The following is a 22,101-nucleotide window of genomic DNA, read 5'->3' on the forward strand; positions in this document are numbered from 1 at the left end:
GGGCGGCCACCTTCGCCGTTCTCAGGATCGGGTCCCGGTCACTGGGCGCCGGGGCGCACCAGACCGCTCTCGTACGCGTACACCGCGGCCTGCACCCGGTCGCGCAGGCCCAGCTTCGTCAGCACATGGCCGACATGCGTCTTCACGGTCGTCTCGCTGACGAACAGGTCCGCCGCGATCTCCGCGTTCGACAGGCCGCGCGCGACCAGCTTGAGGACCTCCACCTCGCGCTCGGTGAGCGTGTGCAGGGTGTCCGGCACCGGCTCGTCACCCGACGGCAGGTGCGCGGAGTACTTGTCGAGGAGCCGGCGCGTGATGCTCGGCGCGAGCATCGCCTCACCCGCCGCGACCACCCGGATCGCCTGCACCAGCTCGTTCGCCGGGGCGTCCTTCAGGAGGAAGCCGCTGGCACCGGCGCGCAGCGCCTCCACCACGTACTCGTCGAGGTCGAAGGTCGTCAGGACCAGCACCTTCGCCGGACCGTCCCGGCCCGGACCGGTGATCTGCCGGGTCGCCTCCACACCGTCCATCCGCGGCATGCGGATGTCCATCAGGACCACATCGGGCTGCAGGGCCCGCACCTGGTCGAGAGCCTGCAGGCCGTCTCCGGCCTCGCCGACGACCGCGATGTCCTGCTCGGCCTCCAGAATCATCCGGAACCCGGTGCGCAACAGCGGCTGGTCATCGACCAGTAGGACGCGGATGGCCACGTGTCTCTCCTTCAGCTAGTCCGCGCCCATTCTGCCCTGCCCGCCCTCCGCGGACTCGGGCGCCCTCACAGGAAGCGGATACGGCGGGGGAGTCCCCCCGAATTCGGGACACACCGCCCGGTGATCGCACCAACCGCACAATTTGGTCGGCCGAGGCCGCCAGTTCCCCGTCTCCGTCGCCAGCTCGATCGCCTCCCACAGCGCGAGCAGCTTGCGCTCGACCCGCTCCAGATCCGCCACGACCGGGTCATACGTGATCACGTCACCGCTGCCCAGATAGACGAGCTGGAGGCGGCGCGGCACCACACCCTTCAGCCGCCACACCACCAAGGCGTAGAACTTCATCTGGAACAGGGCGCCCTCCGCGTACTCCGGACGCGGGGCCTTGCCCGTCTTGTAATCCACGATGCGGACCTCACCCGAAGGCGCCACGTCCACCCGGTCGATGATGCCGCGCAGCTTCAGCCCCGACGCCAGCTCGGCCTCCACGAACAGCTCACGCTCCGCGGGCTCCAGACGCGTCGGATCCTCCAGCGTGAACCAGCGCTCCACCAGCTTCTCCGCGTCCGACAGCCAGCGCGCCATGCGCTCGCCCTCCGGATCGTCCGCGAACAACTCCGACAGCTCGGGCTTCGCCTCCCGCAGTCGGTCCCACTGACCCGGAATGAGCGACTTGGCGCGCGGCGCCGTGCGCTCACCCGCCGGGGCGTCGAAGAGCCGCTCCAGAACCGCGTGGACCAGAGTGCCCCGGGTCGCCGCCTCACTCGGCTTCTCGGGCAGCTTGTCGATCACCCGGAACCGGTACAGCAACGGACACTGCATGAAATCGCCCGCGCGCGAGGGCGACAAGGACGCCGGGCGCACGGCCGCCACGGCACCGTCGGTACTGGTTTCCATGAGGACAGACCCTACGACCCACCACTGACAACAGCCGCATACCATCGACGACAGACCGTCTCACCCTGCATGATCGTGCGGGTAACCGCGCCATACCGGGGCGAGGGACGCTTCGAACGAGGGGACATCGTGGACGAAAGCGGCAGGAGCGGCGGGCCGCAGTCCGACGGCACCGAGGGCCTGCGGCCGAAAGACGCCACCGGCTCCCGGGAGCCGACGCGTCCGGCCGACACGGACACGGACACGGCCCACGAGCCGGAACAGCCCCGGCACGACCAGAGCGGCACATCCCTCACCAAGACACCGCCAGACGAGCCGCCCACCGGACCACAGCGCCCGAACACCCCGCCCACGCCACCCCCCGGCAAAGGAACCCCGGTGCCCCCCAAGGCACAGAAAGGACCCGGCGGCGGACTGCTCATGGGCAGGCCCTTCGGCGTGCCCGTCTACGTCGCACCCAGCTGGTTCCTCGTCGCCGCCCTCATCACCTGGGTCTTCGGCGGCCAGCTCGACCGCGTCCTGCCCGAGCTCGGCGGCGCCCGCTACCTCGTCTCCCTCTTCTTCGCCGTGGCCTTCTACGCCTCCGTACTCGTCCACGAACTGGCCCACACCGTCGCAGCCCTCCGCTTCAAACTGCCGGTCCGCCGCATCCAGCTCCAGTTCTTCGGCGGCGTCTCCGAAATCGAGAAGGAGTCCGAAACCCCCGGCCGCGAGTTCGTCCTCGCCTTCGTCGGCCCCCTCCTCTCACTCGTCCTCGCCGGCATCTTCTACGCCGGCATGCGCGCCGTCGAACCCGGCACCGTGCCCGGCGTCCTCCTCGCCGGCCTGATGATCTCCAACCTCATCGTCGCCGCCTTCAACCTCCTCCCCGGCCTGCCCCTCGACGGCGGCCGCATGCTGCGCGCCGTCGTCTGGAAGATCACCGGCAAGCCCATGAGCGGCACCGTCGCCGCCGCCTGGGTCGGCCGCGCCCTCGCCATCTCCGTCCTCATCGGACTGCCCCTCCTCAACCAGTCCGGCGCCCTCGGCGGCGAACCAGAGGACATCGGCGGCATGAACACCGTCACCGACGCCCTGCTCGCCGCGATCCTCGCCGCCATCATCTGGACCGGCGCCGGAAACAGCCTCCGCATGGCCCGGCTGCGCGAACACCTGCCCGAACTGCGCGCCCGCACCCTGACCCGCCGCGCCGTCCCCGTCGAGAGCGACACCCCGCTCTCCGAAGCACTCCGCAGGGCCAACGACGCCGGCGCCCGGGCCCTCGTCGTCGTCGACGCCGACGGCGACCCGATGGCCGTCGTGCGCGAGGCCGCCATCGTCTCCGTCCCCCAGCACCGCCGCCCCTGGGTCGGCGTCGGCGGCCTTGCCCAGGACATCACCGAAGGCATGCGCATCTCCGCCGAGCTCGCCGGCGAAGAACTCCTCGACACGCTCCGGGCCACCCCCGCCACCGAATACCTCGTCGTCGAGGAGTCCGGCGAGATCTACGGAGTACTCTCCGCCGCCGACGTCGAGCGCGCCTTCGTCAAGGCGATGGCCCGCCCCTCCTGAGCACCGCTCTCCTAAAGCGGTGGTCCGAGCTTCCCGCCACGGCCGGTAGGCTGGTCACATGTCCGAACCGACCGGTGCCGCCCGCCGTCGCGGGCCCTTCAAGGTCGGGGACCAGGTCCAGCTCACCGACCCCAAGGGACGCCACTACACGTTCACGCTCGAGGCCGGGAAGAACTTCCACACCCACAAGGGTTCCTTCCCCCACGACGAGCTGATCGGCGCTCCCGAGGGCAGTGTTGTCCGAACCACGGGAAACGTCGCCTACCTGGCGCTGCGACCCCTGCTCCCCGACTACGTCCTGTCCATGCCCCGCGGCGCCGCCGTGGTCTACCCCAAGGACGCGGGGCAGATCCTGGCCTTCGCCGACATCTTCCCCGGCGCCCGCGTCGTCGAGGCGGGCGTGGGCTCCGGCTCGCTCAGCAGCTTCCTGCTCCGCGCCATCGGTGACCACGGAATGCTGCACTCGTACGAGCGCCGCGAAGACTTCGCCGAGATCGCCCAGCAGAACGTGGAGCGCTACTTCGGCGGCCCCCACCCCGCCTGGCAGCTCACCGTCGGCGACCTCCAGGACAACCTCAGCGACACCGAGGTCGACCGCGTCATCCTCGACATGCTCGCCCCCTGGGAATGCCTGGAGGCCGTCTCCAAGGCACTCGTCCCCGGCGGCATCCTCTGCTGCTACGTCGCGACCACCACCCAGCTCGCCAGGACCGTCGAGTCCATCCGCGAGATCGGCGGCTTCAACGAGCCGACCGCCTGGGAGTCGATGATCCGCAACTGGCACATCGAAGGCCTCGCCGTCCGCCCCGACCACCGCATGATCGGGCACACCGGCTTCCTCCTCACCGCCCGCCGCCTCGCGGACGGCGTCGAGCCCCCCATGCGCCGCCGCCGCCCCGCCAAGGGCGCCTACGGCGAGGACTACTCCGGCCCGAACGCCGACGGCGGCACCCCGCGCTGACCCGCGCCACGGGCTCCGTCCAATGAGCAGGCGCCGCCGCCGAGTTCCCTGACCGACCAGGGAACTCGGCGGCGGCGCCGTTTCGTTGACAGGACACCAGCCCCGTACCGGAAGAACCGCGAGAAGCACCGGACCACCACCGTGACCCCGGTGTTCCACCTCACTGTGACGTATGGCACGATGCTGGCCACCCCCCGCCGGCACAGCCCTCACAGGAGACACTTCCTCGTGCAGCACCCCGCCGTCCCGGAACTGGCCCACACCACAGCCCGCCCCATCCACTGGCTCGCCACCGCGGCCGCGCTGGCCGCCGTCGTCGCCGGCTCGGCCGTCCTGCAGCCCGACCCCGCGACCGCCGCACAGACGGACCCGAAGCCCCACCCCAGAGCCGCCGCGGCCGCCCCGGCCCCCGCACCCGATCCGGCCTCCGTCGACCTCCCGATCACCTGCGGCCCCGTCGAGCCCGTCGTGAAGAAAAAGGCCACCGGCGACCTCGACGGCGACAGCCGACCCGAAACGGTGGCGGTCGTCCACTGCAAGGCCGGCTCAGGCACCCCGCCCGACGGCGTCTATGTGATCACCAGCCCGGCGGCGGGCAAACCCCGCGTCGTCGCCACCCTCGTCGACCCGAAGGACCGGCTCACCGTCAGCGACCTCGCCCTGCGTGACGGCGCGGTCACCGCCACCCTCCTCGGCTACTCCACGCCCGACGTCCCCCGCTGCTGCCCCGACAAGCAGGACAAGGCCAAGTGGCAATGGCGCGACGGGACGTTCGAGCGGACGACACCCGCGCAGGCGCGCAGCGTATGACCCCCCGGCGGCGGCTGGATCAAGCCGCCTCGGGGCCGTAGACCTCGACGCCGTCCGAAACACGCCGCACGTGAATGCAGTCGCCAGGACACTCCTTGGCCGAATCCACCACGTCACGGAGGAGCGGCAACGGCACGGGCGTTGTCGCCCCCGGAGCCTGCAGCAGCTCGTCGTCACCGCTCTTCACATAAGCCAGACCATCGATGTCCAGCTCGAAGACCTCCGGCGCGTACTGCGCACAGATGCCGTCCCCGGTACAGAGGTCCTGGTCGATCCAGACCTCCAGCGGATCGCCCTCACTGCCGGTCTCGGCCTCGTGCCGCACGGTCATCTCTCCTGCCGGTCGCTGCGCCGGGCGGCCCGAAAATACAGCAAGTCGGGCCAGCCCTGACGGGTGTTGAACAGTTCGACGATACAACCGCCCGCTTTCCGATGTTGTTGGGTGGGTATTCCTCTGGCGTGAGGGAGAGCGCAAGGGTGAAGATCGGACACACCCCCACTGTCTTTGTGATCTAGGGGTTTCAATCGACACCCACCCAGGTAGGGTCTGGAAGCGTCCAGCTCCCCTTGGAGGAGGTGAGGACCGTGGCAGCCCACGACGACGACATCAACCGCGGCATCCGGCCGGGGCGAGGGTCTGAGGACCCCGCCGGTCAGGTTGCCTATCTCGAGCAGGAAATCGCCGTCCTGCGACGCAAGCTCGCCGACTCTCCGCGTCATACGAGGATTCTCGAAGAGCGGATCGTCGAGCTGCAGACCAACCTGGCCGGCGTATCCGCACAGAACGAGCGGCTCGCCAACACGCTCCGTGAGGCCCGCGACCAGATCGTGGCCCTCAAGGAGGAAGTCGACCGGCTCGCACAGCCACCGGCCGGCTTCGGAGTCTTCCTCGTGGCGAACGAGGACGGCACGGCGGACATCTTCACCGGGGGCCGCAAGCTCCGGGTGAACGTCAGCCCGAGTGTGGAGCTCGAAGAGCTCAGGCGCGGCCAGGAAGTAATGCTCAACGAAGCGCTCAACGTGGTCGAGGCCATGGAGTTCGAGAGCGTCGGCGACATCGTCACCCTCAAGGAGATCCTCGAGGACGGCGATCGAGCCCTGGTGGTCGGACACACCGACGAAGAGAGAGTGGTACGGCTCGCCGAACCCCTCCTCGACGTCACCATCCGCCCGGGCGACGCCCTCCTTCTCGAACCCCGCTCCGGCTACGTCTACGAAGTCATCCCCAAGAGCGAAGTCGAAGAGCTCGTCCTCGAAGAAGTCCCCGACATCAGCTACGAGAAGATCGGCGGCCTCGGCGGCCAGATCGAGATGATCCGGGACGCCGTCGAGCTCCCCTATCTCTACCCCGACCTCTTCAAGGAGCACGAACTGCGGCCGCCCAAGGGCGTCCTGCTGTACGGGCCCCCCGGCTGCGGCAAGACACTCATCGCCAAAGCCGTCGCCAACTCCCTTGCCAAGAAGGTCGCCGAGGTGACCGGCCAGCCCGCCGGGAAGAGCTACTTCCTGAACATCAAGGGCCCCGAGCTCCTCAACAAGTACGTCGGCGAGACCGAGCGCCACATCCGCCTGGTCTTCCAGCGTGCCCGCGAGAAGGCCAGCGAGGGCACCCCCGTCATCGTCTTCTTCGACGAGATGGAATCCCTCTTCCGCACCCGCGGATCCGGCGTCAGCTCGGACGTGGAGAACACCATCGTCCCCCAGCTGCTCGCCGAGATCGACGGCGTGGAAGGCCTGGAGAACGTCATCGTCATCGGCGCCTCCAACCGCGAGGACATGATCGACCCCGCGATCCTGCGGCCCGGACGACTCGACGTCAAGATCAAGATCGAGCGCCCGGACGCCGAGGCGGCGAAGGACATCTTCGCCAAGTACCTCACCGAACGGCTCCCACTGCACGCCGACGACCTGGCCGAGCACGGCGCCGACCGGCGCACCACCGTCCAGGGCATGATCCAGTCCGTCGTCGAGCAGATGTACGCCGAATCCGAGGAGAACCGCTTCCTCGAGGTGACGTACGCCAACGGCGACAAGGAAGTCCTCTACTTCAAGGACTTCAATTCCGGCGCCATGATCGAAAACATCGTGGGCCGCGCCAAGAAGATGGCCATCAAGGCCTTCCTCGAAGCGAACCAGAAGGGCATCAGGGTCGCTCACCTCCTCCAGGCTTGCATCGACGAGTTCAAGGAGAACGAGGACCTGCCCAACACCACCAACCCCGACGACTGGGCCCGCATCTCCGGAAAGAAGGGCGAGCGGATCGTGTACATCCGCACCCTTGTCACCGGAAAGCAGGGTGCGGACACCGGACGCTCCATCGACACGGTGGCCAACACCGGTCAATACCTGTAGAACACAGGACGGCTGCGGGTGTCCTTCACGGGTACCCGCAGCCGTCTGTTTTTCAATGAAGGCAATGATCTCCCCACCAGCGCAAAGGCGTTCTAGGCTCTTCGGTACCGCCGAGTCGCGCAGTGCGGGGACGGGCACCGCACACGCACCGGAGCAACAGCGGTACTTGAGCGCCGTTCCCGAACGGGAGCGCCGCCGGGCAAGGAGGGCCGCATGACCGTACGGCGAGTAATGGGCATCGAGACGGAGTACGGCATCTCCGTCCCCGGCCACCCCAACGCCAATGCAATGCTCACCTCGTCCCAGATCGTCAACGCCTACGCCGCGGCGATGCACCGGGCGCGGCGCGCCCGCTGGGACTTCGAGGAGGAGAACCCGCTGCGGGACGCGCGGGGATTCGACCTCGCCCGCGAGGCCGCCGACTCCAGCCAGCTGACCGACGAGGACATCGGCCTCGCCAACGTCATCCTGACCAACGGAGCGCGCCTCTACGTGGACCACGCGCACCCCGAGTACAGCTCACCGGAGATCACCAACCCCCTGGACGCGGTCCTGTGGGACAAGGCCGGCGAACGCATCATGGCCGAGGCCGCCGAGCGCGCGGCCCAGCTCCCCGGCGCCCAGCCGATCCACCTCTACAAGAACAACACCGACAACAAGGGCGCCTCCTACGGCACGCACGAGAACTACCTGATGAAGCGGGAGACCCCCTTCTCGGACATCGTGCGGCACCTGACACCCTTCTTCGTCTCCCGGCAGGTCGTCACCGGCGCAGGCCGCGTCGGCATCGGCCAGGACGGCCACGAACACGGCTTCCAGCTCAGCCAGCGCGCCGACTACTTCGAGGTCGAGGTCGGCCTGGAGACGACGCTGAAGCGCCCCATCATCAACACCCGCGACGAGCCGCACTCCGACGCCGAGAAGTACCGCAGGCTGCACGTCATCATCGGTGACGCCAACCTCTCCGAGATCTCGACGTACCTCAAGCTCGGCACCACCTCCCTGGTCCTCGCGATGATCGAGGACGGCTTCATCAACGTCGACCTCGCCGTCGACCAGCCCGTGCGCACCCTGCACCAGGTCTCGCACGACGCGTCCCTCAAGCACCTCGTCACGCTCCGCAGCGGCCGCTCACTCACCGCGGTGCAACTCCAGATGGAGTACTTCGAGCTCGCCCGCAAGTACGTCGAGGAGCGGTACGGCTCCGACGCCGACGAACAGACCAAGGACGTCCTGGCCCGCTGGGAAGACGTCCTCGGCCGCCTCGAAAGCGACCCGATGAGCCTCTCCGGAGAGCTGGACTGGGTCGCCAAGCGCGAGCTCATGGAGGGCTACCGCCGCCGCGACAACCTCGACTGGGACGCCGCCCGGCTCCACCTGGTCGACCTTCAGTACGCCGACGTACGGGCCGAGAAGGGCCTCTACAACCGGCTGGTGGCCCGCGGCAAGATCAAGCGGCTCCTCGACGAGGCGGACGTCGAGCGCGCCACCACCAAGCCGCCCGAGGACACGCGCGCGTACTTCCGCGGCCGCTGCCTCGAGCAGTACGCGGACGACGTGGCCGCGGCGTCCTGGGACTCGGTCATCTTCGACCTCCCGGGCCGTGACTCTCTGCAACGGGTGCCCACGCTGGAGCCCCTGCGCGGCACGCGCAACCACGTCAAGGAACTCCTGGACCGCTGCCGCACCGCAGAGGACCTGGTTCGGGTCCTCTCGGGCGGCTGAAAGGTCATCGACGGGGGAATCACAGAGGTGGGTCCCGCACGTTGAAGCAACTGCGGGGCCGATGTCGGACCCGAAGCGTAGGGTCTGATCAAGAACGTCTAACCGAGCGAGCGGGGTGAGGTAGATGGCGACCAAGGACACCGGCGGCGGACAGCAGAAGGCGACGCGTCCCACCGAGGAGACCGAGGAGCAGACGCAGGACGCGCAGGCTTCGGAGGACCTCAAGGAACGCCAGGAGAAGCTGAGCGACGACGTCGACTCCGTCCTGGACGAAATCGATGACGTCTTGGAGGAAAATGCCGAGGACTTTGTCCGGAGTTTCGTGCAAAAGGGCGGACAGTGACGAATGTCCGAATCGGGCAACGGGAAGAAATGCTCGACCTGTCAGCAAACTCTTCCTGTCGGCGCCTTCGCGGTGAACAAGTCGCGGCCTGATGGCTTGCAGACCAGTTGCCGCGAGTGCGCAGCTGAGTACTACAAGCGGCGCCAAAAAGCTCGCGGCAAGTCGGTTCGCGAGAAGGTAGACGTGCCCGAGGGGTACAAGCTGTGCCGCACTTGCGGCGAGATCAAGGCTCACAGTGAGTGGCACCGGAACGCGACCGCCTCCGATGGCCTGTCGACGCGCTGCAAGGCGTGCCGGGCCATCCAGGGTCGGGAGGGGCATCTCAAGCGCCAGTACGGCATGACCGAAGCCGAGCGTGACGAGATGATCGCCTCCCAGATGGGGCTCTGCGTGATCTGTCTCAGTGCCCCCGCAGTCCATGTGGATCACTGTCACGAGACGGGTAAAGTCCGTGGCGTACTGTGCTTCAACTGCAACTCGGGCATCGGCAAGTTGGGGGACGACCCCGACAGGACCCGCCGAGCCACCGCTTACCTGGAAGGAAACTCGTGGAAGCCAATCCTCGTAGCACCGGGCGTCTACCAGCTGCCTTCCTGACGCCTGGTTCGTCGTCGTTCATGGATTTCCTGTCCGAGCACCAGCCGGAGATCCTGCCCGGCAACCGTCAACTGCCGCCTACCCAGGGCGTCATCGAGGCGCCGCACGGCACGACCATCGTGGCCGTGACGTTCCCGGGCGGTGTGGTGCTGGCCGGTGACCGGCGGGCGACCATGGGCAATGTGATCGCGCAGCGCGACATCGAGAAGGTGTTCCCGGCCGACGAGTACTCGGCGGTGGGCATCGCCGGTACGGCGGGTCTCGCCGTGGAGATGGTGAAGCTCTTCCAGCTGGAGCTGGAGCACTTCGAGAAGGTGGAGGGCGCCACGCTCTCGCTCGAGGGCAAGGCGAACCGCCTCTCCACGATGATCCGCAGCAACCTGGGCATGGCCATGCAGGGCCTCGCCGTGGTGCCGCTCTTCGCGGGGTACGACGTGGACCGCGAGAAGGGCCGCATCTTCTCGTACGACGTGACGGGCGGGCGTTCGGAGGAGCACGGTTTCGCGGCGACCGGTTCTGGTTCGGTCTTCGCGCGCGGTGCGATGAAGAAGCTCTACCACGACGGTCTCACCGAGGATCAGGCGACGACGCTGGTCGTCCAGGCGCTGTACGACGCGGCCGACGACGACTCGGCGACCGGTGGCCCGGACGTGGCCCGCCGGATCTTCCCGATCGTCACCGTGATCTCCGACGAGGGGTTCCGGAGGCTGACGGACGACGAGTCCTCCGCGATCGCGCGCGCGATCCTGGAGAAGCGTCTCGAGCAGCCGGACGGCCCGCGCGCCGCTCTGCTCTGATCGCTCCGAATTCGCCACTGACTGAAGTTTTTTGACAGAAAGGGACGGATCCGGTGTCGACGCCGTTCTATGTCTCACCCCAGCAGGCCATGGCCGACCGGGCGGAATACGCCAGGAAGGGCATCGCCCGTGGCCGCAGCCTTGTCGTGATGCAGTATGCCGACGGCATTGTGTTCGTCGGCGAGAACCCGTCCCGTGCGCTGCACAAGTTCAGCGAGATCTATGACCGGATCGGCTTCGCGGCCGCCGGCAAGTACAACGAGTACGAGAATCTGCGGATCGGCGGCGTGCGCTACGCCGACCTTCGTGGATATACGTACGACCGTGATGATGTGACGGCCCGTGGGCTCGCCAACGTCTATGCGCAGACGCTGGGCACGATCTTCTCCAGTAACGCGGAGAAGCCGTACGAGGTGGAGCTGGTCGTCGCCGAGGTCGGTGTGACGCCGGACGGTGATCAGATCTACCGTCTGCCGCATGACGGTTCGATCGTGGATGAGCACGGTTCGGTCGCGGTCGGTGGCAATGCCGAGCAGATCAGCACGTATCTCGATCAGCGTCACCGGGACGGGATGACGCTGGCCGAGGCGCTCAAGCTCGCGGTGCAGGCGCTGTCCCGCGACACCAACGGCAGCGAGCGGGAGATCCCCGCGGAGCGGCTGGAGGTGGCGATCCTCGACCGGACGCGGCCGCAGCAGCGGAAGTTCAAGCGGATCGTGGGGCGTCAGCTGTCGCGGCTGCTCGACGAGGGCGGCGCGACGGACGCGGCGACCGACACGGAGGAGGACGCCGGGCCGGCGCCGAAGTCCGGCGGTGACGTCGAGTAGTTCGCTTGCGGGCGCGCCCCGTGTTCCGGCCGATGGCCGGGGCGCGGGGCGCGTTCGTGTGTGGGGTGGCCGTCAGCGGGGCGGTCCTGTGGAGCCGCGGACGATCAGTTCGACGGGGAGTGGGGTCGCGTCGGGGCTGCGGCCCTCCAGGACGGCGACGAGGGATTCCATGCCGCGCTCGCCGAACCGCTCGGCGGGCAGCCGGACGGTCGTGAGCTCCGGTTCGACGGCGGTGGCCAGGGTCAGATCGTCGAAGCCGGTGACCGAGACGTCCTCGGGGACGCGCAGGCCTAGTCGGCGTGCGGCTTTGCAGACTCCGGCGGCGAGGAAGTCGTCGTCGCAGACGACGGCGGTGGGCCGGGGGCCGGGGGCGGAGAGTGCGGCTTCGGCGACGACGCGGGCGCCGGCGACGTTCAGGGGCGCGGCGGCGCGGCGTACGGAGGTGTCGGTGCCGCGCAGGGTGCGGTCGAGGGCTTCGGCGCGTACGTCGAAGGTCCAGGAGTCGACGTCGGCGGCGAGGTGCAGGAAGTCGCGGTGGCCGAGGGCGAGGAGGTGTTCCGTGGCTCGGCGCATGCCGTCGGCGAGGTCGAGGTTGACGGTGGTGGCGCCGAGGCTGCCCGCGGGGTCGCTGTCGAGCATGACGAGGGGGAGGTCGTCGCCGCGGATGGTGGCGAGGGCGTCGGAGGCCATGGAGGAGGCCAGGACGCCGTCGAGGGAGGCGCGTGCGGAGGCGAAGGGGTCGCGGGCGGGGCCGATGCCGTCGGGGGAGGGGTAGAGGACGACGCCGAAGCCGTGCCGGGCGGCGATGCGGGCGACGCCGGTGTAGACGTGTGCGAAGAATTCGTTGGTGAGTTCGGGGACGACGAGGAGGGCTGTTCTGGTCCTGCCGAGGCGGAGGTTGCGGGCGGCGAGGTTGGGGCGGTAGCCGAGTTCGCGTGCGGCGGTCCGGACGCGTTCGGCGGTGGGTTCGGCGACGCGACCGCGCCATTTGTCGCCGAGCACGAGGGAGACGGTGGCCTGGGAGACCCCGGCCGCGCGTGCGACGTCGCGGCTCGTGGGGCGGGTGGCCCCGGTTTCCTGCAGCGGCCCGGCCACTGACACCTCCCGGTCTGTGCCGCGCCACGGGGGCCCGTGGCGCGGGGTCGCGGTGGACCCGCGCACTGCGCTCATGGTACGTATGACGCCGGACGTTATACGTAAAACCCCGGCTCGGCGTGCGGGGGGAGGGCGGGAGAGCATGGCGGCGGGATACGCGGACATCCTCAGGACGCGCTACGCGACACGGCTGCTCGCCGGGACGCTGGTGGGCAGGCTGCCGAACGCGACGGCGGCGATCGCGATCGTGCTGTTCATCCGGGCCGAGGGCGGCACCTACAGCCTGGCCGGCGCGCTCGCCGCGGTGTACGGCGTGGCCAACGCGGTGGGTCAGCCGCTGCTCGGGCGCCTCGTCGACCTGTACGGCCAGCCGCGCGTCCAGTTGCCCGCCGCGCTGCTCTCCGCGTTCGGCATGGCGGTGTTCGCGTTCACGGGGCCGGACCAGCTGGCCCTGGCGTATGTGGCGGTGGGGGCCGCCGGCCTGTTCACGCCTCCTCTGGAGGGTGGTCTGCGTGCCCTGTGGCCGAGCGTTCTCGGCAAGGAGGAGCAGGTCCACACCGCGTACGCCATGGACGCCATCGCCCAGGAAGTCATGTTCACCGTCGGGCCGTTGCTCATCACGGGCTGCGTGGCCCTGTGGTCGGAGCAGGTGGCGCTGCTCGTCGTCAATGTGGTCGGTGTGCTCGGTGCCCTCTCCGTAGTGGTGTCCCGGCCTTCACGCGCGTGGCGCTCGGCGCCGCGGGAGGCGCACTGGCTCGGTGCCCTGCGCTCGCCCGGGCTCCTCGCGCTCCTCGGCGCGTTCCTGTTCATCGGCATGGCGCTCGGCTCCATCACCGTCGCCGGTGTCTCGTACGCGGACGTGCACGGCGGCGACGCGGTGTACGGCTGGATGATGGCGGCGCTCGGGCTCGGCGCGCTCGTCGGCGGTTCGGTGTACGGGGCGCGGCAGTGGGTCGGTGTGCCGGAGCGGAGGCTGAGTGTCCTGGTGGCGCTGTTGGCGGTCTGCTATTGGCCGTTGGTGCTGACGCCCGGGGCGGTGGCGATGACGGCGCTGACGGCGCTCGCCGGTGTGTTCCTCGCGCCGGCGCTCGCGTGCGCGTTCATCATCGTGGACCGGCACGCTCCGCGGGGCACGGTGACGGAGGCGTTCTCCTGGCTGGTGACGACGTTCACGGTCGGGGCGTCGTTGGGGACGGCCGCGGCGGGGCCGGTGGTGGAGTGGGGTGGTACGGCGTGGGGTTTCGCGGTGCCGGGGCTCGCCGGTGTGGCGGCGCTGATGGTTCTGCTGGCCACGGCGCGGGTACTGGTACCGGCCGTGGAATCCGGGGTTGTTGCGGGTTCATCGGAAAATGATCGAAACGGTGCTGCCGAACCCGGTTTCAGTGCCGGGCATCAGGCGTAATGTTCAGTCATGGACCGCCGCATTTTCGGGCTGGAGAACGAGTACGGCGTCACATGCACGTTCAGGGGACAGCGCCGCCTGTCCCCTGACGAGGTGGCGCGCTACCTCTTCCGCCGTGTTGTGTCATGGGGCCGCAGCAGCAACGTCTTTCTGCGGAACGGCGCCCGTCTGTATCTCGACGTGGGGTCACATCCGGAATACGCGACACCCGAATGTGACAACGTGACCGAGCTGGTCACCCACGACAAAGCGGGCGAGCGCATTCTGGAAGGCCTGCTCGTCGACGCCGAGCGCCGCCTGCACGAGGAGGGAATCGCGGGCGACGTCTACCTTTTCAAGAACAACACCGATTCGGCGGGAAACTCCTACGGCTGCCACGAGAACTATCTGGTGGCCCGTCACGGGGAGTTCTCCCGGCTCGCGGACATCCTCATTCCGTTCCTCGTCACCCGGCAGCTGCTGTGCGGCGCGGGCAAGGTGCTGCAGACTCCGCGCGGCGCCGTGTACTGCGTCAGTCAGCGGGCCGAGCACATCTGGGAAGGGGTGTCCTCCGCGACCACCCGGTCCCGGCCGATCATCAACACCCGCGACGAACCGCACGCGGACGCCGAGCGCTACCGCAGGCTCCACGTCATCGTCGGTGACTCGAACATGTCCGAGACGACCATGCTCCTCAAGGTCGGCGCCACCGACCTCGTGCTGCGCATGATCGAGGCGGGCACGGTGATGCGTGACCTCACTCTGGAGAACCCGATCAGGGCGATCCGTGAGGTCAGTCACGACATCACAGGGCGTCGCAAGGTGCGCCTGGCCAGTGGCCGTGAGGCCTCGGCTCTCGAAGTGCAGCGTGAGTACTACGAGAAGGCGGTGGACTTCGTCGACCGCCGTGGCATCCGCACCGGCACCGTCGAGCAGGTCCTGGAGCTGTGGGGCCGCACGCTGGACGCGATCGAGAGCGAGGACCTCGACCGCATCGGCACCGAGATCGACTGGGTCATGAAGTACAAGCTCATCGAGCGGTACCGCGCGAAGAACAACATGACCATGTCGCACCCGAGGGTCGCGCAGATAGACCTCGCGTACCACGACATCCACCGTCGTCGAGGGCTGTACTACCTCCTGGAGAAGAAGGGGCAAGCCGCCCGCATCTGCAACGACTTGAAGATCTTCGAGGGCAAGTCGGTGCCGCCGCAGACCACTCGCGCGCGGCTGCGCGGTGATTTCATCCGACGAGCCCAGGAGCAGCGCCGTGACTTCACGGTCGACTGGGTCCACCTCAAGCTCAACGACCAGGCACAGCGCACCGTGTTGTGCAAGGACCCCTTCCGGTCCGTGGACGACCGGGTGGAGAAGCTCATCGCCGGCATGTGAACTCCGGATCGCGAGGGACCCGAGGGAATCGAGTGACGTTGCGGGAACGCAACACGGGCGCCGTACGTTCCTCGTACGGCGCCCTTCTCACGCCGTAGAGTTGCGCGCACGCCAACCCACAAGATCGACCGATACGAGGCCCCCACCGTGCGCCGACGCTCACTTCTCCTTGCCGTCCCGGCCGGCCTGCTCACGCTGGCAGGTTGTGGTGACGACAAGGCCGACAAGGCCAAGTCCAAGCCCACCGACAGCCCGACGAACGCCACGTCGGCCCCGCCGACCGCGAAGATCGTGGACGGGCCGCTGCCCGAGATCACGAAGGGCGACAAGTTCGGCGAGAAGCCGACCGTCGCCAAGGGCAAGGGCCAGCCGTCCTCGGACCTCGCCGTCAAGACCCTGATCGAGGGCAAGGGCAAGAAGGTGGCCAAGGGCGACTATCTGCAGGCCAACTACCTCGGCCAGATCTGGGCGACGGCCAAGGTCTTCGACAACTCGTACGACCGCGGTAATCCCACGGTCTTCCCGATCGGCGTCGGCCAGGTCATCCCGGGCTGGGACCAGGCGCTCGTCGGCAAGAAGCTCGACAGCCGCGTGGAGATCGCCATCCCGCCGAAGATGGGATACGGCAAGGAGGGCAACAAGCAGGCGGGCATCAAGGGCTCGGACACCCTGGTGTTCGTCGTCGACCTCGTCGGCACCTTCAACTCCAAGAGCTCGGTGGAGGGCAAGGAGGTCGCGCAGTCCAACAAGGACCTGCCCAAGGTCGGCACGAACACCGACGGCAAGGCCCCCTCGATCGACGTCCCGAAGACCGACGCCCCCAAGAAGCTCGTCGCTTCGTACGTCCTGGAGGGCGACGGCGACAAGGTCAAGGAGACCGACAGCCTCCTGTGCCAGTACAAGGGTGTGCTCTGGGCCGACGGCAAGGAGTTCGACTCCTCGTACAAGAGCGGTCAGCTCGCCCAGTTCCAGCTGGCGCAGGTCGTCAAGGGCTGGGCGCAGGGTCTGACGGGCAAGAAGGTCGGCAGCCGCGTCCTCATCGTGATCCCGCCGGAGCTGGGGTACGGCGACCAGCCGCCGCAGGGCAGCTCGATCAAGAAGGACTCCACGCTGGTCTTCTGCGTGGACATCCTCGCGAAGGCCTGAGCCCTCGGGGATGTAAGACTGTCCGAGCTGACCTTTCGTATCAAGCAGGAGCATTTTCGTGAGCATTGACAAGCCCGAGGTCGACTTCCCTGTCGGCGAGCCGCCGGCCGATCTGCAGATCAAGGACATCTGGGAGGGTGACGGGCCGGTCGCCAAGGCGGGCGACTTCGTCAAGGTCCACTACGTGGGCGTGGCCTTCAGCACGGGCGAGGAGTTCGACGCGAGCTGGAACCGCGGCAACCCGCTGGAGTTCCAGCTGGGCGCCGGCCAGGTCATCTCCGGCTGGGACCAGGGCGTGCAGGGCATGAAGGTCGGCGGCCGGCGCGAGCTGACCATCCCGGCCCACCTGGCGTACGGCGACCGCGGCGCCGGCGGCGGCCGCATCGCCCCGGGCGAGACGCTGATCTTCGTCTGCGACCTGGTCTCCGTCTGAGGACGTCCTTGACCTGATCCTTTCGCCGAGGGTCCATGCCTGTCCGGCATGGGCCCTCGGCTTTTGCCCCGACACCCCGGGGCGGTACGGTCATCGGTCGGAAGCACAATCTGAACAGCCGAGAAAGGGCGTCGATGGCCATTGCCAAGGCCGAGCGGCTGATGAATCTTGCGCTGTGCCTGCTCGGGACCCGGCGGCCGCTCAGCAAGCGCGAGCTTCGGGACTCCATCGAGGCGTACGTCGAGGCCTCCGGGGCGGGGGGCCGGGCGGCCGGATCCGACGACTCCTTCAACCGGATGTTCGAGCGCGACAAGGACGATCTGCGCGAGCTGGGCCTGGTCATCGAGACCGTGGAGAACCTCGAGGGCGAGGTCGGCTACCTCGCCCGCCGCGACAGCAACCGCCTGCCGCCCATCACTCTCGACGCCGAGGAGGCCGCGGCCCTCGGCCTGGCCGCCAAGGTCTGGCAGCAGGCCAGGCTCGCCGGCGCCGCCAGCGGTGCTCTGCAGAAGCTGCGCGCCGCGGGCCTGCCCGAGGGCGTGGACCCGTACGGTGCGCACAGCGCCCTGGAGCCCAGGATCCCCGCGCACGAGGCGGCCTTCGAGCCGCTGATGCTCGCCTGCCGGGACCGCCGTCCCGTCGTCTTCGACTACCGCAAGGCCACCGCGGCCCGCCCCGAGCAGCGGCACGTGGAGCCCTGGGCGCTGGAGTGCTGGCGCGGCCACTGGTACCTCGCGGGCTGGGACCGCGACCGGGGTGCCGAGCGGGTCTTCCGGCTCTCCCGGATCACCGGCAAGGTGCGCGCCCGCGCGGGGAAGTACACGGCGGACGTCCCGGACGTCGTCACGGTCCGTGAGACCGTCGCGAGCTGGGCGGGGGAGACCGCCGACCGCACCGCTCTGATCCGGCTGCGCACGGACGCCGGCTACCCGCTGCGGGCCAAGGCCGTCGCCGTGCGGGAACTGGGCGACGGCTGGGCGGAGTTGGAGATTCCGTACGGCCACGGGCTGGATGCCTGGCTGGTGGAGTTCGGGCCCGACGTGGTGGTCCTGGAGCCCGCCGAGCTGCGGGCCGACGTCGTGGACCGGCTGCGCGCCGTGGCCAAGGGCTGAGGGGAACGGAAGACCAATGGCCTCGAACGCCATCGACCAGACGCGGCGGATGCTGTCGCTGGTGACCTATCTGCGCGAGCGCCCCGGCGCCCACGTCGGCGACGTCGCCCGCGCCTTCGGCATCACCACCGACGAGCTGATCTCCGACCTCGACGTGCTGCCGATGTGCGGGACCAGCTTCCGCGGCGGCGACCTCCTCGACATCGACACCGACGGCGACCGCATCTGGTGGCACAACCCCGACGACGTCGCGGCCCCGCTGCGGCTCGCCGCCGACGAGGCGACCGCCCTGCTCGTCGCCGCCCGCGCCGTGGCCACGCTGCCCGGCCTGCGCGAGAGCGACCGCCTCGCGCTGCTGCGCGCCACCGCGAAGCTGGAGACCGCGGCGGGCGAGGCGGCGGGCGCCAGCTCGCGCCTCTCGGTGACCTTCGAGTCCGAGGGCGGCGTCTTCGCCGACGTCGACCGGGCCATCTCCGAGCGCCGCAGGCTCTGGATCCGCTACTACTCACCCGCCCGCGACGAGGTCACCGAGCGCGAGATCGACCCGATCCGCCTGGTGAGCGTCGGCCACACCTATGTGGAGGCGTGGTGCAGGCGCTCCGAGGCGCGGCGCACCTTCCGCCTCGACCGCGTCGCCGAGATCAAGATCCTGGACGAGCCGTCCGCGCCGCCCGAGGTGGAGCTGCGCGACCTCTCCGAAGGCCTCGTGCAGCCCGCCGCCGAGGACCCGGAGGTCGTCGTCGAGGTGGGACCCGGCGGCCGCTGGGTCGCCGAGTACTACCCGCACGACAGCGCCGAGGAGCTGCCCGACGGCGGTCTGCGGATCACGCTGCGCACCCCCGAGCCCGCCTCGCTGCGCCGGCTCGCGCTGCGGCTCGGCAGGGACGGTCGGATCGTCTCCCCGGCGCAGCTCGCGGAGAGCGCACGGCAGGCGGCACGGGAAGCCCTCGAGGCGTACGACAGGGATGTCGAGACGTACGACAAGGGCGTCGAGACGTACGAGAGGGACGTCGCGGCGTACGAGAGGGACCACGACAGTCAGGAGCAAGGGCGTTGAGCACACCGACGATGTCCGGGCTGCCCGGGGTGCCGGCGCAGCCGCGGCCCGCCCCCGTCTTCTTCACGGCCGCCTGCCCGGACTGCCGCGCACGCTTCGAGCTCTCCGCCGGGGCGCTGCGCCTCGCGATCGGCGCCAGCCGCCGCACCACCTTCTACTCCTTCACCTGCCCCGAGTGCGGGGCCGCGGTGCGCAAGCCCGCGGGGGAGCGCATCGTCGAACTCCTCACCCGCGGCGGGGTGCGGACGCTGCGTCTGCACTCGACCGTCTAGGCTCGGCGCATGTTCTGGGCGATGCTCGCGATCGCGGCGGGCTTCTTGGGCCTCGCCGTCCTCGGCGTACTGGCGGTCAGGGTCTTCGTGGAGGCGCAGCGCCTCGCGCGTCAAGTGACCGAGACCACAGGGAAGATCAACCGGGCCGCGGAGGACCTGGAGAAGGCCGCGGCCCGTGTGGCCGATGCGGGACGAGGGGTTCTTTAGGGTTCGCGACCTGTCAACTCCCCGAGAGGGGCGGGTACGCTGCGGACACGGCCCGGGATCGAGGCGGGGGCCGCACTCGGAGTATGCGCGGGGATTGCCGAGCGTTTACCCCGGGGGGTTACGATCGCTGTCAGCGCGGGAGATCGGATGTATGTCCGGTCTGCCGGGCAACCAGACTCCTGTCGCCTCGGTGAAGAAGGTATACAGCTATGGGTAGGCTCGGCCCCACCGAGATCATTCTCATCCTCGTCATCATCGTCCTGCTGTTCGGAGCCAAGAAGCTGCCCGACATGGCGCGCTCCCTCGGCAAGTCGGCCCGCATCCTCAAGAGCGAGGCCAAGGCCATGAAGTCCGAGGGCAAGGACGACACCGCCGCCCCGGCCGACCCGCCGAGCGACCCCGCCCTCCAGAAGCGCACGATCCAGGCTGCCCCCGGCGACGTGACCAGCTCGCGCCCGGTCACCGAGCCGACCGACCGCACGACGCAGCGCTGATCCAAGGCCGGCGACGACGGCCGGCCTGCCGCACGAGATGAGGACGTGGGTTGCTCAAGTCTGCCCGCAAGAAGGAGAAGGACCCCGAGGGGCGGATGTCCCTCGCGGAGCACCTGCGCGAGCTCCGCAACCGGCTCGCGAAGGGGCTCCTCGCCATCACGGTCGTATCGATCGTGGCGGCTTTCTACAGCCAGGACCTGATGGAGTTCCTGGCTGATCCGGTGCCGCGCTGCAAGCCGGGCATGGACCCGACGGGCGGCCACTGCGCGAAGGTGACGTTCAACGACCTGCTGTCGCCCTTCACCACCACGGTGAAGGTCAGCCTCATGGTCGGCATCATCGTGTCGAGCCCGGTCTGGCTCTACCAGCTGTGGGCGTTCGTCGCGCCAGGCCTGCACAAGCACGAGCGGAAGTACACCTACTGGTTCGTCTCCGCCGCCGTGCCGCTCTTCTTCGGGGGCGCCTGGCTGGCGTACACGATCATGCCGGTCAGCATGCGGGTCCTGATCAGCATCACGCCCGACCAGGCCGAGAACCTCCTCGCGATGGACAAGATCCTCGACTTCACCGTCAGGATGGTCCTCGTCTTCGGCATCTCCTTCGAGCTGCCGCTGCTCCTGGTCATGCTCAACATGACGGGGATGGTGACCGGCCGCCGCATGCTCACGTGGTGGCGCGGCGTGGTCATGGGCGTCTTCATCTTCGGCGCCGTGGCGACCCCGACCACCGACCCCGTCGGCATGATCGCGCTCGCGGGACCGATCGTCGTCCTCTACTTCATGGCCGTCGGCATCTCGTTCCTGAACGACGCGCGCCGCCGTCGCAACGACCCGGACGCCGAGCTCGACGACGACGAGGCCTCCGACATCGACCTCACGCCCGAGGCCGTCGGCGAGGTCGAATCGGTGCGGTCGCCGCAGGCGCTGCCTGAGCAGGCGGGCACCGGCCGGGCCGATCATCGTGTGAACGGTTTCGACGACGTGACCTGACCTTGTAGGGTCCGGCCGTGACCAGCGAGATCACCCTCTTCGTCAATCCCACCGCGGGCCGCGGCCGGGGCGCCCACGCGGCGCAGCCGGCCGCTTCCGCGTTGCGGGCCCGCGGCTTCTCCGTGCGAACGGTCATCGGTGAGGACGCCCCCGACGCGCTGCGGCGGGCCCGCGAGGCCGTCGACGGCGGCACGGGGGCGCTGATAGCCGTCGGCGGCGACGGCATGGCGAGCCTCGCGCTGCAGGCCGTCGCCGGGACGCGCACCCCGCTCGGGGTGATCGCGGTGGGGACCGGCAACGACTTCGCGCGGGCCCTCGGCCTCCCGGTGCGCGACCCCGCCGCCGCGGGGGAGACCGTGGCCGAGGCGCTCAAGGGGGCGCGCACCCGCGACGTCGACCTGGGCAGGGCCGGCGGGACCTGGTTCGGGACGGTGCTCGCCTCGGGCTTCGACTCGCGCGTCAACGACCGGGGCAACCGGATGCGGTGGCCCACGGGGCGCTTCAAGTACGACCTCGCGATGGTCGCGGAGCTGGCGGCCCTCAAGCCGATCCCGTACCGCGTCACCCTGGACGGCGGGGACGTCCACGAGGTCGAGGCCACGCTGGTCGCGGTCGGCAACGGACCGTCGTACGGCGGCGGCATGCGGATCTGCGCCGGTGCCGACATGGGCGACGGTCTCTTCGACGTCACGGTGGTGGGGGCCTGCAGCCGTACGACGCTGCTCAAGGTCTTCCCTCGGGTCTACAAGGGCACGCACCTCGACCATCCGAAGGTCACCGTGCACCGTGCGGCCAGGGTCGAGCTCGCCGCGCCCGGTGTCACCGGGTACGCGGACGGGGAGCCGCTGGGCGCGCTGCCGCTGACCGCGGAGTGCGTGCCGGGGGCGGTGCGGGTCCTGGCCACGTGAGCCGACGATAATGATCGTCCGTTGTCAGTGGTGGCCGGTAGTCTC

General features: G+C 69.2%; 24 protein-coding genes. 20 read left to right on the forward strand and 4 right to left on the reverse strand.

From position 1 onward, the window contains the following. Positions 1–38: 38 nt before the first annotated feature. A complete protein-coding gene (locus tag ACZ7LU_RS26825) occupies positions 39–710 on the reverse strand; it encodes a response regulator (RefSeq protein ID WP_098241447.1) in 672 nt (223 codons plus the stop codon). A 15-nt stretch (positions 711–725) separates the two neighbouring features. Continuing rightward, positions 726–1,607: a RecB family exonuclease gene (locus ACZ7LU_RS26830; RefSeq protein ID WP_471918239.1), complete on the reverse strand. Its 882-nt coding sequence runs from the start codon at positions 1,605–1,607 to the stop codon at positions 726–728. Between the two features lie 129 nt (positions 1,608–1,736). Between ACZ7LU_RS26830 and ACZ7LU_RS26835 the strand changes: the two genes are divergently transcribed. The 3 genes from ACZ7LU_RS26835 to ACZ7LU_RS26845 all read left to right on the forward strand — a co-directional run bounded on the left by ACZ7LU_RS26835 (position 1,737) and on the right by ACZ7LU_RS26845 (position 4,929). After that, complete coding sequence (locus ACZ7LU_RS26835; RefSeq protein WP_471918240.1) at positions 1,737–3,158, forward strand: site-2 protease family protein; 1,422 nt, start codon at positions 1,737–1,739, stop codon at positions 3,156–3,158. Between the two features lie 58 nt (positions 3,159–3,216). Beyond that, on the forward strand, positions 3,217–4,119 hold the full coding sequence (locus ACZ7LU_RS26840) for a tRNA (adenine-N1)-methyltransferase (RefSeq protein WP_398311246.1): 903 nt from the start codon (positions 3,217–3,219) through the stop codon (positions 4,117–4,119). Between the two features lie 228 nt (positions 4,120–4,347). Continuing rightward, positions 4,348–4,929, forward strand: a complete 582-nt coding sequence (locus ACZ7LU_RS26845; RefSeq protein WP_468317764.1) for a hypothetical protein — start codon at positions 4,348–4,350, stop codon at positions 4,927–4,929. A 19-nt stretch (positions 4,930–4,948) separates the two neighbouring features. Here ACZ7LU_RS26845 and ACZ7LU_RS26850 read toward each other — a convergent pair whose 3' ends face one another. Next, a complete protein-coding gene (locus ACZ7LU_RS26850) occupies positions 4,949–5,260 on the reverse strand; it encodes a ferredoxin (RefSeq protein WP_398311240.1) in 312 nt (103 codons plus the stop codon). A 254-nt stretch (positions 5,261–5,514) separates the two neighbouring features. On the opposite strand from ACZ7LU_RS26850, the gene arc reads away from it, so the two are divergent. The 6 genes from arc (at position 5,515) to prcA (ending at position 11,570) form a co-directional block, all read left to right on the forward strand. Then, positions 5,515–7,281, forward strand: coding sequence for a proteasome ATPase (gene arc, locus ACZ7LU_RS26855; protein WP_398311237.1), 1,767 nt, complete (start codon positions 5,515–5,517; stop codon positions 7,279–7,281). A gap of 213 nt (positions 7,282–7,494) precedes the next feature. Beyond that, positions 7,495–9,006 (forward strand): depupylase/deamidase Dop, encoded by a 1,512-nt coding sequence (dop, locus tag ACZ7LU_RS26860; RefSeq protein WP_398311234.1) that lies wholly within the window; start codon positions 7,495–7,497, stop codon positions 9,004–9,006. 124 nt (positions 9,007–9,130) lie between these two features. Next, a complete protein-coding gene (locus ACZ7LU_RS26865) occupies positions 9,131–9,349 on the forward strand; it encodes a ubiquitin-like protein Pup (RefSeq protein ID WP_150165888.1) in 219 nt (72 codons plus the stop codon). Between the two features lie 3 nt (positions 9,350–9,352). Beyond that, the gene (locus ACZ7LU_RS26870; protein WP_468317761.1) at positions 9,353–9,946 is read left to right on the forward strand and encodes an endonuclease VII domain-containing protein; all 594 of its coding nucleotides are present in this window, start codon (positions 9,353–9,355) and stop codon (positions 9,944–9,946) included. After that, on the forward strand, positions 9,898–10,743 hold the full coding sequence (prcB, locus tag ACZ7LU_RS26875) for a proteasome subunit beta (RefSeq protein ID WP_398311231.1): 846 nt from the start codon (positions 9,898–9,900) through the stop codon (positions 10,741–10,743). The genes ACZ7LU_RS26870 and prcB overlap by 49 nt, the downstream gene beginning before the upstream one ends. 53 nt (positions 10,744–10,796) lie before the next feature. Beyond that, positions 10,797–11,570: a proteasome subunit alpha gene (gene prcA, locus ACZ7LU_RS26880; protein WP_398311228.1), complete on the forward strand. Its 774-nt coding sequence runs from the start codon at positions 10,797–10,799 to the stop codon at positions 11,568–11,570. Between the two features lie 72 nt (positions 11,571–11,642). On the opposite strand, the gene ACZ7LU_RS26885 is transcribed toward prcA, so the two are convergent. After that, positions 11,643–12,665 (reverse strand): LacI family DNA-binding transcriptional regulator, encoded by a 1,023-nt coding sequence (locus ACZ7LU_RS26885; protein ID WP_471918241.1) that lies wholly within the window; start codon positions 12,663–12,665, stop codon positions 11,643–11,645. A gap of 142 nt (positions 12,666–12,807) precedes the next feature. Here ACZ7LU_RS26885 and ACZ7LU_RS26890 point away from each other — a divergent pair, with 142 nt between their 5' ends. From ACZ7LU_RS26890 to ACZ7LU_RS26940, 11 genes are all read left to right on the forward strand, one after another. Beyond that, positions 12,808–14,067 carry an MFS transporter gene (locus ACZ7LU_RS26890; RefSeq protein WP_471918242.1) on the forward strand — a complete coding sequence of 420 codons (1,260 nt, stop codon included), beginning with the start codon at positions 12,808–12,810 and terminating at the stop codon, positions 14,065–14,067. 9 nt (positions 14,068–14,076) lie between these two features. Beyond that, entirely contained in the window at positions 14,077–15,438 is a 1,362-nt protein-coding gene (gene pafA, locus ACZ7LU_RS26895; protein WP_055567245.1) for a Pup--protein ligase, read from the forward strand. A gap of 147 nt (positions 15,439–15,585) precedes the next feature. After that, positions 15,586–16,584 (forward strand): FKBP-type peptidyl-prolyl cis-trans isomerase, encoded by a 999-nt coding sequence (locus ACZ7LU_RS26900; RefSeq protein ID WP_398311219.1) that lies wholly within the window; start codon positions 15,586–15,588, stop codon positions 16,582–16,584. A gap of 58 nt (positions 16,585–16,642) precedes the next feature. Next, the gene (locus ACZ7LU_RS26905; protein WP_398311216.1) at positions 16,643–17,017 is read left to right on the forward strand and encodes an FKBP-type peptidyl-prolyl cis-trans isomerase; all 375 of its coding nucleotides are present in this window, start codon (positions 16,643–16,645) and stop codon (positions 17,015–17,017) included. 134 nt (positions 17,018–17,151) lie between these two features. Then, positions 17,152–18,129 carry a helix-turn-helix transcriptional regulator gene (locus ACZ7LU_RS26910; RefSeq protein WP_398311213.1) on the forward strand — a complete coding sequence of 326 codons (978 nt, stop codon included), beginning with the start codon at positions 17,152–17,154 and terminating at the stop codon, positions 18,127–18,129. A gap of 16 nt (positions 18,130–18,145) precedes the next feature. Further along, positions 18,146–19,186 (forward strand): helix-turn-helix transcriptional regulator, encoded by a 1,041-nt coding sequence (locus tag ACZ7LU_RS26915; protein WP_398311210.1) that lies wholly within the window; start codon positions 18,146–18,148, stop codon positions 19,184–19,186. 11 nt (positions 19,187–19,197) lie between these two features. Continuing rightward, positions 19,198–19,458 carry a CpXC domain-containing protein gene (locus tag ACZ7LU_RS26920; RefSeq protein WP_362993733.1) on the forward strand — a complete coding sequence of 87 codons (261 nt, stop codon included), beginning with the start codon at positions 19,198–19,200 and terminating at the stop codon, positions 19,456–19,458. Positions 19,459–19,467: 9 nt separating this feature from the next. Beyond that, positions 19,468–19,665 carry a hypothetical protein gene (locus ACZ7LU_RS26925; protein ID WP_398311207.1) on the forward strand — a complete coding sequence of 66 codons (198 nt, stop codon included), beginning with the start codon at positions 19,468–19,470 and terminating at the stop codon, positions 19,663–19,665. Between the two features lie 209 nt (positions 19,666–19,874). Continuing rightward, positions 19,875–20,159 carry a Sec-independent protein translocase subunit TatA gene (gene tatA, locus ACZ7LU_RS26930; protein WP_398311204.1) on the forward strand — a complete coding sequence of 95 codons (285 nt, stop codon included), beginning with the start codon at positions 19,875–19,877 and terminating at the stop codon, positions 20,157–20,159. A 95-nt stretch (positions 20,160–20,254) separates the two neighbouring features. Further along, positions 20,255–21,148 carry a twin-arginine translocase subunit TatC gene (tatC, locus tag ACZ7LU_RS26935; RefSeq protein ID WP_398311289.1) on the forward strand — a complete coding sequence of 298 codons (894 nt, stop codon included), beginning with the start codon at positions 20,255–20,257 and terminating at the stop codon, positions 21,146–21,148. A 17-nt stretch (positions 21,149–21,165) separates the two neighbouring features. Continuing rightward, positions 21,166–22,056 carry a diacylglycerol kinase gene (locus ACZ7LU_RS26940; protein ID WP_468083877.1) on the forward strand — a complete coding sequence of 297 codons (891 nt, stop codon included), beginning with the start codon at positions 21,166–21,168 and terminating at the stop codon, positions 22,054–22,056. Positions 22,057–22,101: the final 45 nt, after the last annotated feature.

It is taken from the genome of Streptomyces sp. NPDC039462, from assembly GCF_055639375.1.

Excerpts from the sequence above, each read along its gene's own strand:
- ACZ7LU_RS26840 (WP_398311246.1), top strand. The coding sequence starts at position 3,217 with ATGTCCGAACCGACCGGTGCCGCCCGCCGTCGCGGGCCCTTCAAGGTC.
- ACZ7LU_RS26850 (WP_398311240.1), bottom strand. The coding sequence starts at position 5,260 with ATGACCGTGCGGCACGAGGCCGAGACCGGCAGTGAGGGCGATCCGCTG.
- ACZ7LU_RS26830 (WP_471918239.1), bottom strand. The coding sequence starts at position 1,607 with ATGGAAACCAGTACCGACGGTGCCGTGGCGGCCGTGCGCCCGGCGTCC.
- tatA (WP_398311204.1), top strand. The coding sequence starts at position 19,875 with ATGGGTAGGCTCGGCCCCACCGAGATCATTCTCATCCTCGTCATCATC.
- ACZ7LU_RS26890 (WP_471918242.1), top strand. The coding sequence starts at position 12,808 with ATGGCGGCGGGATACGCGGACATCCTCAGGACGCGCTACGCGACACGG.
- ACZ7LU_RS26915 (WP_398311210.1), top strand. The coding sequence starts at position 18,146 with ATGGCCTCGAACGCCATCGACCAGACGCGGCGGATGCTGTCGCTGGTG.
- ACZ7LU_RS26925 (WP_398311207.1), top strand. The coding sequence starts at position 19,468 with ATGTTCTGGGCGATGCTCGCGATCGCGGCGGGCTTCTTGGGCCTCGCC.
- tatC (WP_398311289.1), top strand. The coding sequence starts at position 20,255 with ATGTCCCTCGCGGAGCACCTGCGCGAGCTCCGCAACCGGCTCGCGAAG.
- ACZ7LU_RS26910 (WP_398311213.1), top strand. The coding sequence starts at position 17,152 with ATGGCCATTGCCAAGGCCGAGCGGCTGATGAATCTTGCGCTGTGCCTG.
- ACZ7LU_RS26920 (WP_362993733.1), top strand. The coding sequence starts at position 19,198 with ATGTCCGGGCTGCCCGGGGTGCCGGCGCAGCCGCGGCCCGCCCCCGTC.
- pafA (WP_055567245.1), top strand. The coding sequence starts at position 14,077 with ATGGACCGCCGCATTTTCGGGCTGGAGAACGAGTACGGCGTCACATGC.
- dop (WP_398311234.1), top strand. The coding sequence starts at position 7,495 with ATGACCGTACGGCGAGTAATGGGCATCGAGACGGAGTACGGCATCTCC.
- ACZ7LU_RS26865 (WP_150165888.1), top strand. The coding sequence starts at position 9,131 with ATGGCGACCAAGGACACCGGCGGCGGACAGCAGAAGGCGACGCGTCCC.
- ACZ7LU_RS26870 (WP_468317761.1), top strand. The coding sequence starts at position 9,353 with ATGTCCGAATCGGGCAACGGGAAGAAATGCTCGACCTGTCAGCAAACT.